General features: G+C 55.1%; 14 protein-coding genes. 6 read left to right on the top strand and 8 right to left on the bottom strand.

Annotation, left to right across the window (positions count from 1 at the left end; translation table 11 throughout):
* Window positions 1-212: 212 nt before the first annotated feature.
* Together proA and proB are read right to left on the bottom strand one after the other, a co-directional pair.
* Window positions 213-1,466, bottom strand: a complete 1,254-nt coding sequence (gene proA, locus K5Y33_RS00285; protein ID WP_101762514.1) for a glutamate-5-semialdehyde dehydrogenase — start codon at window positions 1,464-1,466, stop codon at window positions 213-215.
* A gap of 10 nt (window positions 1,467-1,476) precedes the next feature.
* The gene (proB, locus tag K5Y33_RS00280) at window positions 1,477-2,580 is read right to left on the bottom strand and encodes a glutamate 5-kinase (RefSeq protein WP_101762515.1); all 1,104 of its coding nucleotides are present in this window, start codon (window positions 2,578-2,580) and stop codon (window positions 1,477-1,479) included.
* 245 nt (window positions 2,581-2,825) lie between these two features.
* On the opposite strand from proB, the gene ompC reads away from it, so the two are divergent.
* Window positions 2,826-3,917 carry a porin OmpC gene (ompC, locus tag K5Y33_RS00275; protein WP_222233051.1) on the top strand — a complete coding sequence of 364 codons (1,092 nt, stop codon included), beginning with the start codon at window positions 2,826-2,828 and terminating at the stop codon, window positions 3,915-3,917.
* An 81-nt stretch (window positions 3,918-3,998) separates the two neighbouring features.
* On the opposite strand, the gene crl is transcribed toward ompC, so the two are convergent.
* From crl to gpt, 3 genes are all read right to left on the bottom strand, one after another.
* Complete coding sequence (crl, locus tag K5Y33_RS00270) at window positions 3,999-4,400, bottom strand: sigma factor-binding protein Crl (protein ID WP_008108946.1); 402 nt, start codon at window positions 4,398-4,400, stop codon at window positions 3,999-4,001.
* A gap of 102 nt (window positions 4,401-4,502) precedes the next feature.
* On the bottom strand, window positions 4,503-5,750 hold the full coding sequence (gene frsA, locus K5Y33_RS00265) for an esterase FrsA (RefSeq protein ID WP_110867802.1): 1,248 nt from the start codon (window positions 5,748-5,750) through the stop codon (window positions 4,503-4,505).
* 121 nt (window positions 5,751-5,871) lie between these two features.
* On the bottom strand, window positions 5,872-6,330 hold the full coding sequence (gene gpt, locus K5Y33_RS00260) for a xanthine phosphoribosyltransferase (RefSeq protein WP_007887137.1): 459 nt from the start codon (window positions 6,328-6,330) through the stop codon (window positions 5,872-5,874).
* A 255-nt stretch (window positions 6,331-6,585) separates the two neighbouring features.
* Between gpt and pepD the strand changes: the two genes are divergently transcribed.
* The 4 genes from pepD to K5Y33_RS00240 all read left to right on the top strand — a co-directional run bounded on the left by pepD (window position 6,586) and on the right by K5Y33_RS00240 (window position 11,998).
* Complete coding sequence (gene pepD, locus K5Y33_RS00255; protein WP_192415435.1) at window positions 6,586-8,046, top strand: beta-Ala-His dipeptidase; 1,461 nt, start codon at window positions 6,586-6,588, stop codon at window positions 8,044-8,046.
* 359 nt (window positions 8,047-8,405) lie between these two features.
* Window positions 8,406-9,911 carry a sugar ABC transporter ATP-binding protein gene (locus tag K5Y33_RS00250; protein ID WP_217547461.1) on the top strand — a complete coding sequence of 502 codons (1,506 nt, stop codon included), beginning with the start codon at window positions 8,406-8,408 and terminating at the stop codon, window positions 9,909-9,911.
* Window positions 9,908-10,906 carry an ABC transporter permease gene (locus K5Y33_RS00245; protein ID WP_101762520.1) on the top strand — a complete coding sequence of 333 codons (999 nt, stop codon included), beginning with the start codon at window positions 9,908-9,910 and terminating at the stop codon, window positions 10,904-10,906. Before K5Y33_RS00250 ends, K5Y33_RS00245 begins: the two co-directional genes overlap by 4 nt.
* A 27-nt stretch (window positions 10,907-10,933) precedes the next feature.
* Complete coding sequence (locus K5Y33_RS00240) at window positions 10,934-11,998, top strand: sugar ABC transporter substrate-binding protein (RefSeq protein ID WP_210081277.1); 1,065 nt, start codon at window positions 10,934-10,936, stop codon at window positions 11,996-11,998.
* A gap of 117 nt (window positions 11,999-12,115) precedes the next feature.
* On the opposite strand, the gene dinB is transcribed toward K5Y33_RS00240, so the two are convergent.
* On the bottom strand, window positions 12,116-13,171 hold the full coding sequence (gene dinB / locus K5Y33_RS00235) for a DNA polymerase IV (RefSeq protein WP_222233050.1): 1,056 nt from the start codon (window positions 13,169-13,171) through the stop codon (window positions 12,116-12,118).
* Between the two features lie 244 nt (window positions 13,172-13,415).
* On the opposite strand from dinB, the gene dpaA reads away from it, so the two are divergent.
* The gene (dpaA, locus tag K5Y33_RS00230; RefSeq protein WP_101762523.1) at window positions 13,416-14,159 is read left to right on the top strand and encodes a peptidoglycan meso-diaminopimelic acid protein amidase; all 744 of its coding nucleotides are present in this window, start codon (window positions 13,416-13,418) and stop codon (window positions 14,157-14,159) included.
* Here dpaA and K5Y33_RS00225 read toward each other — a convergent pair.
* Both K5Y33_RS00225 and lpcA read right to left on the bottom strand, forming a co-directional pair.
* The gene (locus tag K5Y33_RS00225; protein WP_008108933.1) at window positions 14,130-14,897 is read right to left on the bottom strand and encodes a class II glutamine amidotransferase; all 768 of its coding nucleotides are present in this window, start codon (window positions 14,895-14,897) and stop codon (window positions 14,130-14,132) included. The two genes, dpaA and K5Y33_RS00225, sit on opposite strands and share 30 nt — an antisense overlap.
* 48 nt (window positions 14,898-14,945) lie before the next feature.
* On the bottom strand, window positions 14,946-15,527 hold the full coding sequence (gene lpcA, locus K5Y33_RS00220; RefSeq protein ID WP_192415399.1) for a D-sedoheptulose 7-phosphate isomerase: 582 nt from the start codon (window positions 15,525-15,527) through the stop codon (window positions 14,946-14,948).
* Between the last annotated feature and the right edge of the window lie 139 nt (window positions 15,528-15,666).

The raw sequence follows: 15,666 nt of genomic DNA, 5'->3' as shown, positions 1-15,666 counted from the left end.
AACCAGTGTTCAGTGCCATATCGCTTGTTCTGACAGGGGTTTTCAGGATTGTTCTGTAGCAATAAGACCAGCATCTAAAGGAAAAAATGGGTGAAAAGCCGCGAGCCCGCCATAGATGACAGAAATAAATCAAAAAGCTCTTGGAATAACTGGATCGAAAACGAAAAAAATGGGCACCGTTTTCGGTGCCCATTGTCATGCAGGAGCGAACATTAGCGACGTAGCGTATCGTCGCCCCACCCTATCCATTTGTAGGTGGTCAGCGCTTCAAGTCCCATTGGACCCCGCGCATGCAGCTTCTGCGTACTGACCGCCACTTCGGCACCGAGGCCAAACTGGCCGCCGTCAGTGAAGCGTGTGCTGGCATTAACGTATACCGCCGATGAGTCAACCTGGTTGACGAAGCGATTGGCATTGCCAATGCTGCGCGTCAGAATGCCATCAGAGTGCTGCGTGCCGTGCTCACGGATATGCGCGATGGCTTCATCAATATCCGACACCAGCTTGACGTTCAGATCGTTGGACAACCATTCGTCATCATAATTTTCCGCTTGCACCGCCACCACCTCGGCAGCACCGTTTTGCAGCAGCGCCAGCACATTTTCGTCGGCGTGCAGCGCAATCTTCTCTTGCGCCATACGTTGCAGGAATGCCGGAATGAAGGTGTCCGCCTGATCGCGATGGATCAGCAGCGTTTCCAGCGAGTTGCAGGCGCTTGGCCGCTGCTTCTTGGCATTGACGATCACCTCCAGCGCGGCCTCGGTCTCCATGGTTTCATCGAGATAGAGATGGCACACGCCGATGCCGCCGGTAATCACCGGAATGGTGGAGTTTTCACGGCACAGCTTGTGCAAACCTGCACCGCCGCGTGGGATCAGCATATCGACGTAGCGATCGAGCTTCAGCAGCTGATTCACCAGTTCACGATCCGGGTTTTCAATCGCCTGCACCGCGCCCGCCGGCAAACCGTGCTGGGTCAGCGCATTTTGGATCACGCGCACGGTGGCAGCGTTGGTGCGATAAGTCTCTTTGCCGCCGCGCAGAATCGCCGCGTTGCCGGTTTTCAGGCACAGCGATGCCACATCAACAGTGACATTAGGACGCGCTTCATAAATCACGCCAACCACACCTAGCGGCACGCGACGACGTTCAATGCGCAGGCCGCTATCAAGCTGGCCGCCATCCATCAATTGCCCCACCGGATCGGCCAGGCGACACACCTGACGCACATCATCGGCAATGCCTTTGAGACGCTGCGGGTTGAGCGTCAGGCGATCAAGCAGCGCTTCGCTCATGCCATTTTGGCGTGCATCCGCCAAATCCTGCTCGTTCGCCGCCAGGATGTCCGCGCTTTCCGCTTCCAGACGATCGGCAATGGTGAGCAGCACCTGATTTTTTTGTTCGGTGGAGAGTTCTGCCAGTTTGTACGACGCAGCGCGCGCCGCTTTACCCATCTCTTCTAACATTATCTGCTCCTTAACTGACGATCATATCGTCGCGGTGCACCGCTACCGGGCCATATTCGTAACCGAGGATCTCGCCGATTTCCTGGCTGTGATGACCGGCAATCATGCGCATGGCATCGCTGTTATAGCGCGTGACGCCGTGGGCGATATCGCGCCCTTGCAGGTTGCGAATGCGGATCACTTCACCGCGCGAGAAGTTGCCCTGCACGTCACGGATGCCTTTTGGCAGCAGCGAACTGCCGCGCTCCAGCATCGCGGCCAGCGCACCATCATCGATGGTGATTTCGCCCGCCGGCGGTGCGCCAAAGATCCAGCGCTTGCGGTTTTCCAGTGGCGACTGCTGCGCGTGGAAACGCGTACCGACCGGTTTGCCATACAGCACATCGCTAATCACATCCGGACGACTGCCGGCGGCGATGATCACATCGATCCCCGCGCGACAAGCGACGTCCGCCGCCTGCAGCTTGGTCGCCATGCCGCCGGTTCCCAGGCCCGACACGCTGCCGCCCGCGAGGGTGCGTAACGCATCATCGATCTGGTGCACGTCGCTGATCAACTCCGCTTCCGGATTGGTACGCGGATCGGCGGTGAACAAACCTTGCTGATCGGTCAGCAGCAGCAGTTTATCCGCGCCGCCCAGCATCGCCGCCAGCGCCGACAGATTGTCGTTGTCGCCCACTTTAATTTCAGCGGTGGCCACCGCATCGTTCTCGTTAATCACCGGCACGATGTGGTTGTCGAGCAGCGCGCGCAGCATGTCACGCGCATAAAGGAAACGTTCACGGTCTTCCATATCAGCGCGCGTCAGCAGCATCTGCCCGATGTGAATGCCATAAATCGAAAACAGTTGTTCCCACAGTTGGATCAAACGGCTCTGCCCCACCGCAGCCAACAGCTGCTTTGAGGCGATGGTAGGCGGCAGTTCGGGGTAACCAAGGTGTTCGCGTCCGGCGGCAATGGCGCCAGAGGTAACGATAACAATGCGATGGCCCGCGGCGTGCAACTGCGCACACTGACGAACCAACTCCACCATGTGCGCCCGATTCAACCGACGTGAACCGCCGGTGAGGACGCTAGTACCCAACTTGACCACAAGGGTCTGACTGCCACTCATGTTTTTCCTGCCATGTAAGAAAAAAATCTGCGAAGGGACGTTTTATCAGGAGTGAGCAAGGAAGCCAACAACAGCAAGGGGAAAAGCACAAAAATCCCCTGACAATGCGGTAGACCAAAAGTTCGCGATTAACAAGAAAGCCGAAAAACTGTCATAAAACGTTCATCACCAACCGGTAAAAAGTCGGTGTTTTACAAAACCTTTCACGGGTACAACAAATTTTACTCATTGGGATTGATAGCAAAATGAAGAAGAGCACACTGGCATTAGTTGTATCAGCGCTGGCACTGGCTTCCACCGCAAACGCCGCAGAAGTGTATAACAAAGACGGTAATAAACTGGACTTCTACGGCCGTGTTAAAGCTGAACACTACTTCAGCGATAACGCGTCAAGCGACGGTGACAAATCTTACGTGCGTATCGGTTTCAAAGGCCAGACGCAGATTAATGACCTTATGACCGGTTACGGTCAGTGGGAATATCAGTACAACGCGAATAATTCTGAAGGTTCTGATGCCAACGCAGGCAACAAAACCCGTCTGGGCTTTGCTGGTCTGAAATTCGGCCAATACGGTTCATTCGACTACGGTCGTAACTATGGCGTGTTGTATGACGTCGAGGCCTGGACTGACGTATTCCCAGAGTTCGGCGGTGACGGTACCGCGCGTACCGATAACTTCATGACTGCGCGTGCAACTGGCGTAGCCACTTACCGCAACAGCAACTTCTTTGGCCTGGTTGATGGCCTGCGCTTCGCGCTGCAATATCAGGGCAAAAACGACGCCACCAGCGCTAACGCCCGTGGCAGCATCACCGATACTTCTCGTCAGAACGGCGACGGTTACGGTGCGTCACTGGGTTACACCATTGCTGACACCGGTATCAGCCTGATGTCGGCCATCACCTCTTCAGACCGTACTAACCAGCAGCAGCTGCAGGCGCTGGGTAGCGGTGATAAAGCGGAATCATGGGGCGCCGGTATCAAGTATGATGCGAACAGCATCTACCTGGCTTCTGTCTACACCGAAACCCGCAACATGACGCCAATCGGCACCCGCGGTTTTGCTAACAAAGCGCAGAACTTCGAAGTGGTAGCGCAGTATCAGTTCGACTTCGGCCTGCGTCCGTCCCTCGGCTATATCCAGACCAAAGGCAAAGACATCGAAGGGATCGGTGACGAGGATCTGGTTAAATACATCGACGTGGGCATGACTTACTACTTCAACAAAAACATGTCGACCTTCGTGGATTACAAAATCAACCAGCTGGATGACAACAACAAGCTGAACCTGAACAACGATGACGTTGTGGCCGTTGGCTTAACTTACCAATTCTGATTGAGCTGTACCCTCGTTGTGTCTATAAAAAAAGAGCCGGCTCATCACCGGCTCTTTCCTTTTTAAACCCTTAAAAGTCTATCAGGCGCTCAGTTTCACTGGCTCTTCTTTAAAGCCTTCCGCCGGGCGCAGATCGAGTTTCTGTTCCAGCAGCATCGCTTTCAGACGCTCATGGAAATTACGCAACGTGCTTTCCACTTTGGCATTGTTCTCTTTGCCTTTGATGGTCGCAGCGCCCCAATCACCCGCTTTATCAAACAGGCCAAAATGATATTCGTATGTGAAGTGATCTTCATAGGCTTCCAGCGTCATCCACCAGCCCCAAAACTCACGCAGCTCAGGTGCAGGCTTGACGTTGACACACGCTGCCAGGCAATCGAAGAAGAAGCGTGTCTCTTCACATTTGCCTTCACGGATATACGGCCCCAATTCGGTGAAGCGCTTAAGCAGGCGACTACGGGGGTGACCACTCGGTAATGTCATCTCTTTTCCCTTAACCCTTTAAATTGCACTTCCAGCTTTCCATTAACATAAAAATGGAAAATCCCGGATATAAGTAGTAGCAGAGTTCAGAGATTTCGCCAGTTAGCCTTTCAACTGTTTTTCCAGCCAGTCACAAATTTGATTGAGCGCTTTGTCAAAACTGGCAAAAACCGGCTTGGCGGGAATCGCCAGCGTCTTGCCCTGCGACGAGGAGTTGGCGATCAACTGCGCGTCTGTTTCCGGACCGAAAATATCATCCGGCCAATAAGCCGCCAGCATCGGCGTTGGCGTGCGGCGGCCGAGTAAGCCTTGCACCTTCAACGAGTAGCGGTTGAGTTCAGTACGCAGATTGCTGTCGGAAGTTGAGGACATACCGAGACGGCTCGCCAGCATATCCATGTACATATCCGGCAGCTGTTGCTGCTGTTGCGCATCCACAAACACGCTGTGCACCATGGCTCCCAGCGTCGCTACCGCGCGTACTCGCGGCACTTCCAGATAGGCCAGACGTGTCGCCACGTTGGCTCCGAAGCGGTAGCCCAGCAGCGCCACGCGGGTGTGATCGATCCACGGCACATTGCTCAGTTCACGCAGCACCTGCTGATGCACCTGGCTGGTGTCCTGATTCAGCATCCATTTGCTGCTGAAGCCTACCGATGGCATATCCAGCGTCAGCATGGCGATGCCGCGCGGCGCGAGATAGTCGTGGAACAGGCGATAGTGATCGCTCTGCAGCGAATCAAGGCCGCCGCACAGCAGCACGGTGGGATACGGCGCTTCGGCTTGCGCGGGCATATGCAGGAACCCCGTCACCGGACTGCCGCCGCTCATCGGAAAAGTCAGGGATTTTAGTTCGCCCGGCAGACGCTGCGTGGCCTCTTCGTAGGCGCGATTGGCCAGCACCTGCGCCTGATCGGCCAGCTCGTCGCCTTTGATGTAAGGGTAAGCCGCGAGGCTGAACAGATTGGCGGCGTGCAGCCAATGCTGACCTGCATCATCATGGTTTTCGCTCTCTAACGCGCGCTGCTGCCAGATCGCCGCCTGCTTCGACCACTCATAGTTCCAGTTGCCGCCGCGATAGCCAATCACGGTATCGAGCAAGGCTTCATTGGTGCGTTCGAACTCGCTCACCGCGATACGCGCCAGCACTTCGCTGATCTCCTGCGGCGACAGACCGCGCCACGTCCACAGCAGCTTGTTCAGCATGCGATACCAGCCGCGCTGCGTATCCCCTTCGAGGGCGTTATGCACCTGCACGGCGGCATGATGCTGGCGATGCACTAATGAGGAGGTTTCCGGGTGTTTAAAACGCGGTTTGAACAGTTCTTCGCTCAGGTTTTTATCAGACATCTCAGCTATTCTCCTGCCAACAACGTGGCGATGGCTAAGAGTGTACTGCACCCGTCATACGCGCGCGAGGCGCAGAAAGCACAACGCCCGGCATAACCGGGCGTTGTTTGCGATGCATCAATTAGCTTTTGACGATTGGCGGGATGTAGACCACGCCCATGTCCCAGGGCTGCTCGATCCAGGTGTTCTGCGGGATATCGACAATATAGTCGTCCACCAGCGCACGGCCAGCTGGCTTAGCGAAGATGGTGCAGAAACGCGCTTTAGGATACATGTCGCGGATCGCCTGCGCGGTGCCGCCGGTATCCACCAGGTCATCAATCACGATGAAGCCTTCACCGTCGCCTTCGGCACGCTTCAGCACTTTCATTTCGCGCTGATGATCGTGATCGTAGCTGGAGATGCACACAGTATCGACGTAGCGAATACCGAGTTCACGCGCCAGCAGCGATGCCGGAACCAGACCACCACGGCTCACCGCGATGATACCTTTCCACTGTTCCACAGGAAGCAGGCGCTGGGCCAGTTTACGGGCATGGATTTGCAACATGTCCCAGGTTACGACGTATTTTTCGCTCATATAAAGGAATCCCGGCCAAGAAACTTGGCTTAAAAAATATGCAAGGGGGAAAAGGTTGCGCGAGATTATAAGGATCTGACGCCTTAAAAACCAGCATCTGTCTTACTGGTTGCAGGTTTTTAGCGCGGCTGATTACGCACCCGGCGAGAAACAGTGATATTCTCAGGCCCATCACGTCAGATCTTCTGACGACGATTTTTACTGGAAACCCGCGTGCGTGCGGTATGTCCGCCACGCTGACACAGGAGATGCATGGTGTCTGAATTGTCGCAACTTTCACCCCAACCGCTGTGGGATATTTTTGCCAAAATCTGTTCCATTCCGCACCCTTCTTACCACGAAGAAGCACTGGCCGAACACGTTGTCGGCTGGGCAAAAGAGCAAGGTTTGTGGGTTGAGCGCGATCAGGTTGGCAACATCCTGATTCGTAAACCCGCTACCGCCGGTATGGAAAAACGCACGCCGGTGGCGCTGCAGGCGCACCTCGATATGGTGCCGCAGAAGAACAATGACACGGTGCACGACTTCACCAAAGATCCGATTCAGCCGTATGTTGATGGCGAATGGGTGAAAGCGCGCGGCACCACGCTGGGCGCGGATAACGGCATTGGTATGGCGTCTGCGCTGGCGGTGCTGGCTGACAACAGCCTGATCCACGGTCCGCTGGAAGTGCTGCTGACCATGACCGAAGAGTCCGGTATGGACGGTGCCTTTGGTTTACAGCCGAACTGGCTGCAGGCCGACATTCTGATCAACACCGACTCGGAAGAGGAAGGTGAGATCTACATGGGTTGCGCCGGTGGTATCGACTTCATCACCACCCTGCCGCTGACGCGTGAAGCGATTCCTGCGGGCTATGAAACCCTGAAGCTCACGCTGAAAGGCCTAAAAGGTGGTCACTCCGGTGCCGACATTCATCATGGTCTCGGCAACGCCAACAAACTGCTGGCGCGCTTCCTGGCACTGCACGCGCGTGAACTCGATGTTCGTCTGATCGAATTCACCGGCGGTACGCTGCGTAACGCTATCCCGCGTGAAGCTTTTGCTACGTTGGCGATCGACAGCCATAAGGTTGATGCACTGAAATCTGCTGCGGCACATTTCCAGGCGACGCTGCTGAACGAGTTGGGCATTAAAGAGAAGAACATCGCCGTGGTCACCGAAGCGCTGGCGCATCAAGGCCAGGCGCTGAACGCTGACAGCCGCGATCGTTTCCTTAATTTGCTAAACGCTACGCCAAACGGCGTGATTCGTAACTCTGACGTGGCGAAAGGCGTGGTGGAAACCTCGCTGAACGTCGGCGTGGTGACGATGGATCAGGACAATGCCGAAATCATCTGCCTGATTCGTTCACTGATCGATACCGGTAAAGATTGGGTGGTTGAAGTGCTGACCTCGCTGGCCGATCTGGCCGGCGCGAAAAGCGCACCTAAAGGCGGCTATCCGGGCTGGCAGCCTGATGCCGATTCACCGGTGATGGCGCTGACGCGTAAAACTTATGAAGCGCTGTTTGGTAAAACGCCGAACATTCAGGTGATTCACGCCGGTCTGGAGTGTGGTCTGTTCAAGAAGCCGTATCCAAACATGGATATGGTGTCGATTGGCCCAACCATCACCGGCCCGCATTCGCCGGATGAGCAGGTTCACATTGAAAGCGTGGGTCTGTACTGGAAACTGCTGACCGCGCTGCTCAGCGTGGTGCCAGAAAAAGCGTAAGATTGCGCTTTCGCGATGAACCCGACTTCGGTCGGGTTTTTTTATGCCTGCGAATTATTGCGCAATAAATTGCGCCGCTACAAAAGTGACGTGTGAAAGGTGTGGAAATAAAACGCTGTAAATACCGTAGCGGCGCAATTTATTGCGCAAATCTACAAACAGCACATCCCGCTGAATAAATACGATTACACCTCTCGGTTAACCCAAATCTTTCCATCAAACCAGATTTAGCCGCCATAACGTCCAGATGTCTGGATGGCTAATAAGATTTCGTGCTAGCTTATGCCCTTTCGTTCGTTGCCGAGAGTGATGGTTCAGGAAAAAATGCCCCCAACTCAACTAATTAAAGGCCCGGTTCAATGAGTGCGATCAACCGCCTGGAGATGCGTAATATCTCCATTGCCTTTGGCGGTTTCGCCGCGCTCGCGCAGGTGGATTTTCTGACTGAAGGCGGCTCGGTGCATGCGTTGACGGGCGCTAACGGCGCCGGAAAATCTACGCTGATGGCGGTGCTGGCTGGCGCACACGATCATTACAGCGGTGAGATTCTGCTGGATGATGCGCCGGTCACTATTCGCTCACCGCGCGATGCCAAAAAGCTCGGCATTCATCTGGTCCAACAGGAAGTGGATGTGGCGCTGGTGCCACAGCTCAGCGTGGCCGAAAACATTCTGCTCGATCGTTTAGCCGAACCGGGTCACGTCTACAGCTGGCGCGAGATTCGCCGCCAGGCGCGTACGTTACTGGCGCAGCTGGAAGTGAACATCGACGTCAACCGTTTGGTGGAGCGCTGCTCGCTGGCAGAGAAGCAGCAAATCCTGCTGGCGCGCGCCCTGTCCCATCACTGCCGCTTTCTGATCCTGGATGAACCCACCGCCCCGCTCGATCAGCATGAGAGCGAGCGCCTGTTTACCGTGGTGCGCCGCTTGCAGTCCAGCGGCATTGGCGTGGTGTTTATCTCGCACCGCATTCACGAACTGAAAGCAATTTGCGACCGCTTAACGGTGCTGCGCGATGGTCGTCTGATTGAAAGCAGCCCGATGGCGGCGCTGAGTGGCGAGCAGATCGTGGAAAAAATGCTCGGACATCGGCTCGATGATGTTTTTCCGCCGCGTCGCGCCCGTGCGACTCTGCCGCTGCTGCTGTCGGTGGAAGGCTTACACGACGATCGGCTACTGCAGGATATTTCGCTGCGTCTGCACAAAGGGGAGATTCTGGGCATTGCTGGTCTGGCGGGTGCCGGTAAAACCGAGCTGTGTAAAGCGCTGTTTGGTGCCAGCAAAAGCCGCGTGACAAAGGGCGAACTGCACGGCAAACCGTGGCGACCGCGTTCACCACATGATTCAGTAGAAAACCGCATGGCGCTGGTGCCGGAAGAGCGCCGCAAAGAGGGCATTTTCATCGATGAACCGGTGAGCATGAATCTGAGCATCAGCGCCGATAACAGCTTCTCGCGCTGGAGCCTGTTTGGTCATCGCCAGGCGTGGCGTTGGGCGGAAGCGGTGATTCAGCGCCTGAATGTGCGCACCACCGGACCGGGGCAAATCCTGCGTCGTTTGTCGGGCGGCAACCAGCAGAAAGTGGCGATTGGCAAGTGGCTGCGCAACAACGCCGATGTGCTGATTTTTGATGAGCCGACCAAAGGCGTCGATATCAAAGCCAAAACCGATCTGTTCACGTTGATCGATGGCTTAGCGCGTGAGGGCAAAGGCATCATTTATGCCTCGGGCGAGTTTTCTGAATTGGTCGGTCTGTGCGACCGCATTTGTGTGCTCTGGGATGGGCGCATTGTGGCAGAGATGGAAGGCAACACCGCCACAGAAGAGGCACTTTTGCTTTATTCCACCGGAGGAACACCTGCGTGAGCAGCAAAGAACTATCCCTAAACTCGCAGCCTTCTCTGCGCCATCAGCTTTTTGATTTCCTCTATAAGTGGGGCATGTTGCTGACCGTGGTGATTTTGATTGCCGCATTTGGTCTCGCTTCGGACAGCTTCCTCGAACCGACCAACATCATTAACATCCTGCGCTCGATTGCCATCGTCACGGTGATTGCGATTGGCGTGTCGATTTCGCTGACCATTGGCGGCTTTGACCTGTCGGTGGGATCCACCGCTTCGCTGGCCAATGCGCTGGTGATTTCGCTATTCGTCTGGCACGGCTTTGGCACCACCGAAGCCATCATTATTACGCTGCTGCTGTGTACGCTGGTTGGCTTGTTCAACAGCTTCCTGATTGTGGTGCTACGTATTCCCGACATGCTCGCCACCCTCGCCACGCTGTTTGTGATTCAGGGCGTGGCGATGACCTACAGCTTTGGCGGTTCCATTACCGAGAACATGGTGCTGCCGAGCGGCGACATGGCCGAAGGCACCATTCCTGCCGCCTTTGGTCTGCTCGGCCAGGTGCCGACTATCGTGATTATTATGCTGGTGGTCACCATTGTGGCACAGCTGGCGCTGTCGCTGACCAAGCATGGCCGTCGTATGTATGCGCTGGGCGGCAATCCTGAAGCGGCGCGTCTCTCCGGTATTCGTACCACGCGCTATCGCGTGCTGGCGTATGTGCTTGCCTCGCTGCTGGCTGGATTGGGCGGCATTTTGCTGGCATCACGCATCGGCTCTTCGCAGGTGAATGCCGGCGGCGGTTATCTGATGGATGCCGTTGCCGCAGCGTGGATCGGCTTCTCACTGGCCGGTTCGGGCAAACCGAATGCGCTGGGTACCTTGGTGGGCGCCATCATTCTTGGTGTGTTGCAGAACGGGCTGGTGATGTTGTCGGTGCCCTATTACGCGATGGACATTATTAAAGGTCTGGTACTGGCGCTGGCGCTGGCGATGACTTACATCCAGCGCCGTTAAGGCGCGTTTAATCAGAAAGAGATCATAATGAAAAAAATTACCCTTTCGCTGCTGGCGGTTAGCCTGCTCAACGCCAGCGCCGCCTTCGCCGATGCCGCAGTGCCTGCGGTTATCGCTAACCATGAAGGCCCGGTACGCATCGCCATCATCCGCAACCTGGGTTCGGACGATAACACCACGCAGTTTGTCGCCGGTGCGATTCAGCAAGGCCGCCAGCTGGGCTTTAAGGTCAGCACTTTCCTCAGCAATGGCGACGATGCGCGCTTCCAGGATTTCGTTAACCAGGCGATTAGCCAGAAATATGACGGCATTATCCTGTCGCACGGTAAAGATCCCTACTCCACGGCGCTGGTGCAGCGTATTGCCGCAGCGGGCATCAAGCTGTCGGTGTTTGATACGCCGGTTAATACGCCGGTAGAGGGCGTCACCGTGACGGCGCAGAATGATGCTTCGCTGGCGCAGGAATCACTCGGCAGCTTAATTAAAGACTTCAACGGCAAGGCGAATATCGTCAAGCTGTGGGTGGCCGGTTTCCCGGCGATGGATCGTCGTCAGGTGGTGTATGAGAAGTTGCTGAAAGAGAATCCGGGCATTCATCAGCTGGAGTCGATTGGCGCGGTTTCTTCCGACGTACAGGGCGATACCGCCAACAAGATTGGCGCGATTCTGGCGAAATACCCGAAAGGCAAGATCGATGCGATCTGGGGTTCGTGGGATGCCTTCAGCCAGGGCGCGTATAAAGCCCTGCAGGAGAATGGTCGTACCGAGATCAAACTGTATAGCATCGACGTGTCCAATCAGGATCTGCAGTTGATGCATGAAAAGAACAGTCCTTGGGTACAAACCGTAGCGGTGGATCCAAAAACCATTGGCGCGGTGAATATGCGTTTGGTGGCGAACAAGATTGCAGGCGAAACCACACCGGCGACTTACGAGTTTAAAGCGTCATCGATTTCTCAGCAGCAGTTGAATAGCCAGCAAGGCGCGGTCAACGTGGCGTCGCTGAATAAGATCATTCCAGGCTGGGGCGAAAATAACGATTTCATCGCGCCGTGGTTTGCAACGCTGGAAGCGAAGTACGGTAAGAAGTAGTTTTCCCTCACCCTAACCCTCTCCCACAAGTGGGAGAAAGAACCGATTAGCGCGGTTTGTTTTACTCCTTCTCCCGCTGGCGGGAGAAGGCCGGGATGAGGGGCAGCGCGCACAATCTCACAACCCCAACACCAACTGCCGCTCCAACTGCGGATCCACCATCGTGACATGCAATCCCACCAGCCGTACGCCGCGCCCTGCTCTGCGTTCATCCCACGCCTGACGCGCCACCGCGATCATGTCGTCTTTATTTAGCACCGGCCAAACGTGCTCCTGCGTGGTTTGCTGGAAATCATTGAACTTCAGTTTCACGCCTTGTCGGGCGATCTGCTTATCCGGCTTGATGGCGGTTAAGCGGCGATCCAACTCCGCATAGAGAAAATCAATAATCTCCAGACACTGCTCCCAGCTGTGAATATCTTCCATCAGGGTACGTTCAACGCCGAGCGATTTGCGTTCGCGCTCAACCACCACATTGCGCTCATCCACGCCGTTGCTGCGTTCCCACAAGATGCGGCCAAACTTGCCAAAGCGTTTAAGCAGCAGCGCCAAATCGGCGCGCTGCACATCCGCGCAGGTGCGCAAGCCCATCTCTTCCAGCTTTTTAGTCGCCACTTTACCCACGCCAGGAATTTTACTGAGCGGCAGCGTCAGTAGAAAATCGGACATCGCGTCCGGCGTAATCACATATTGCCCGTTGGGTTTGTTGAGATCGGAAGCGATCTTGGCGAGAAACTTGATCGGCGCGATGCCGGCGGAAGCGGTCAACCCGGTTTCACGCAGGATATCGGTGCGAATAGCCTGCGCCATTAATGTCGCCGAGCCATGGCAGTGCAGGCTGTCGGTCACATCCAGATAGGCTTCATCCAGCGACAACGGTTCAATCAGCGAGGTGTAACGTGAGAAGATGTCGCGGATCTGGCGGGAGGCTTCTTTATAGGCATCAAAGCGGCCAGGCAGCAGCCGCAGATGCGGGCAGAGTTTCAGCGCCATGCCGGTCGGCATCGCGCTGCGCACGCCATATTTACGTGCCGGATAGTTCGCGGTGCTGATCACGCCACGTTGCACGCGGCTGCCGCCAATGGCGATAGGAATATCACGTAAAGAGGGATCGTCGCGCATCTCAACCGCTGCATAAAAGCAGTCCATATCGACATGAATAATTTTGCGCATACGCCCTCCCAGGTACTGGATAAGTATACAGCAGCGAAAAATATCGGCAATATTTGTTGAGAGCGAGATTAAAGTTTACAAATTAGTGGTCGTATTCCTTTTAGGAACGCGCCATTTTCTCGGACACTGGCTTGATTAAAAGCCAGACAATGTTAATGTTGCGCTGCGATAGCGGATATTTCCGATAATGCAATACCCGGACGCACAGCGTCATCGTCTCTCTCCACATCAAGGTATCTACAGAATGGGCAGAATCGCATTAACGCTTGCGATGATTCTTATGCCGCTCCTTAGCTGGGCAATGAACCCCGAGCCTACGCAACCGCTGGCTCCGGTGAGCAAAGAGTTAAAGAAACAACTAATTGGCACCCCCGTTTTTATTCAGATTTTCAAGGAAGAACGTACGCTGGAACTGTACGGCAAAATCGGGAATGAATATCGTCTGCTGGACAGCTATCGCATCTGTAATTTCTCTGGCGGTTTAGGACCTAAACGTCGTCAGGGCGATTTCAAAAGTCCGGAAGGCTTTTATAACGTTAAGCTGAACCAGTTAAAACCGGATAGCCGTTTTTATCGCGCTATTAATACCGGTTTTCCCAATCAGTACGATCGCGCTAAAGGCTATAACGGTAACTATTTAATGATTCACGGAGATTGCGTGTCAGTGGGCTGCTACGCAATGACGGATGCATCGATGGATGAGATCTTCGCCTACACCAACGCCGCGCTGCGTAATGGTCAGCAGGAGATTCAGGTCAATATCTATCCGTTCCGCATGACAGACAGCAATATGCAGCGTCATAAATACTCGACGTACATTAACTTCTGGCGTGAACTGCAGCCGGGCTATGCGTACTTCGCTAAGTACCGTGTGCCGCCTACCGTGAACGTGACGGCCACCGGCCAATATGCGGTGAACAGCACGCCGGTGATCGCTACACCGGATGCTGCCTCGAAATCATTCCTGGCGCTCACCCAGGCAAAATAGTGCCCACTCGCCTGGCACTATCCGGTGCCAGGTTTCATTGCCCGTCAGCGGTTGCGTAGCAATCACCGTCACCACATCTTGCGGCGTGGTCTGCTGCTGAAAATCAATTTCCACATCCTGATCAAGCAACGTCGCTTTGCCAAACGGCGCCCGGCGCGTAATCCAGTAGAGATTAGTCGAACAGAACGCCATCAGATAGCGCCCATCCGATAACAGCATGTTGAACACGCCCTTCTCACGCATTTCTGCTGCCAGCTCGGCAATGTAGCGGAACACCGCTGGCCAGTTGCCCGGCGTGCGTGGATAGCGCTCGGTTAGTTTGTGCAGCATCCAGCAAAATGCTTTCTCGCTGTCGGTTTCACCAATCGGACGAAATGGCCCGGTATCCAGCTGACGATAACCTTTGAGCTGACCATTGTGTGCGTAGGTCCAGTTGCGGCCCCACAGCTCACGCGTGAACGGATGGGTATTTTCCAGCGACACTTCACCGCGATTCGCCTGGCGGATATGCGCCACCACCGAATGCGATTTGATCGGGTATTCCTGCACCAAACGGGCTATCGGCGAGTTAAAGCTCGGCTGCGGATCTTTGAAGGTGCGGCACCCTTTTCCTTCGTAGAACGTGATGCCCCAACCATCTTTGTGCGGCCCGGTTCCACCGCCACGCTGCACCAGACCGGTAAAACTGAAACAGATGTCCGTGGGGACATTGGCGCTCATCCCGAGCAATTCGCACATAGCAACCGCCTTAAGTTAGATCCTCTCGCGCGCGGCGAGAGGAACGCATCATGACTTAACCATCTCTTTTTCAATCAACAGCATCAGAATATGGATCACTTTGATGTGGATCTCCTGAATGCGGTCGGCATAGCCAAAGTGCGGCACACGAATTTCGATATCCGCGGAACCTGCCATCTTGCCGCCATCTTTGCCGGTCAGAGTAATCACTTTCATGCCTTTCGCGCGCGCAGCTTCCACGGCTTTGATGATGTTGGCAGAGTTACCGGACGTAGAAAGACCCAGCAGCACATCGCCTGCACGGCCTACCGCTTCGATATAGCGCGAGAACACATAGTCATAACCAAAATCGTTACTAACGCACGACAGATGGCTGACATCAGAAATGGCAATCGCCGGGTAGCCAGGACGGTTTTCACGGTAGCGTCCAGTCAGCTCTTCAGCAAAATGCATCGCATCGCAGTGCGAGCCGCCGTTACCGCAGGAGAGCACCTTGCCGCCCGCTTTAAAGCTATCGGCCAGCAGAACTGCGGCGCGCTGAATGGCGTGAATGTTGGCTTCGTCACTCAGGAACGTGTTGAGCGTATCGGCTGCTTCATTGAGTTCTGAGCGAATAATGTCCTGATACATAGAGATGTCCTTTAGAGGAAAGATTGACCCGGCAAGTTTAACGGAATGGGGCTAAGCCGCAAAGCGCCTGCCATAAGGAAAAGCGCGACGTCTCGAGGAAGTTTGGCAGTTGTTGCGCATCGTGCAACGAATTTGTGAG

The sequence above is a fragment of the Pantoea sp. DY-17 genome (assembly GCF_019795975.1).
Classification (GTDB): Bacteria; Pseudomonadota; Gammaproteobacteria; order Enterobacterales; family Enterobacteriaceae; genus Pantoea; species Pantoea leporis.
This window is presented reverse-complemented; position numbering and strand designations above follow the sequence as displayed.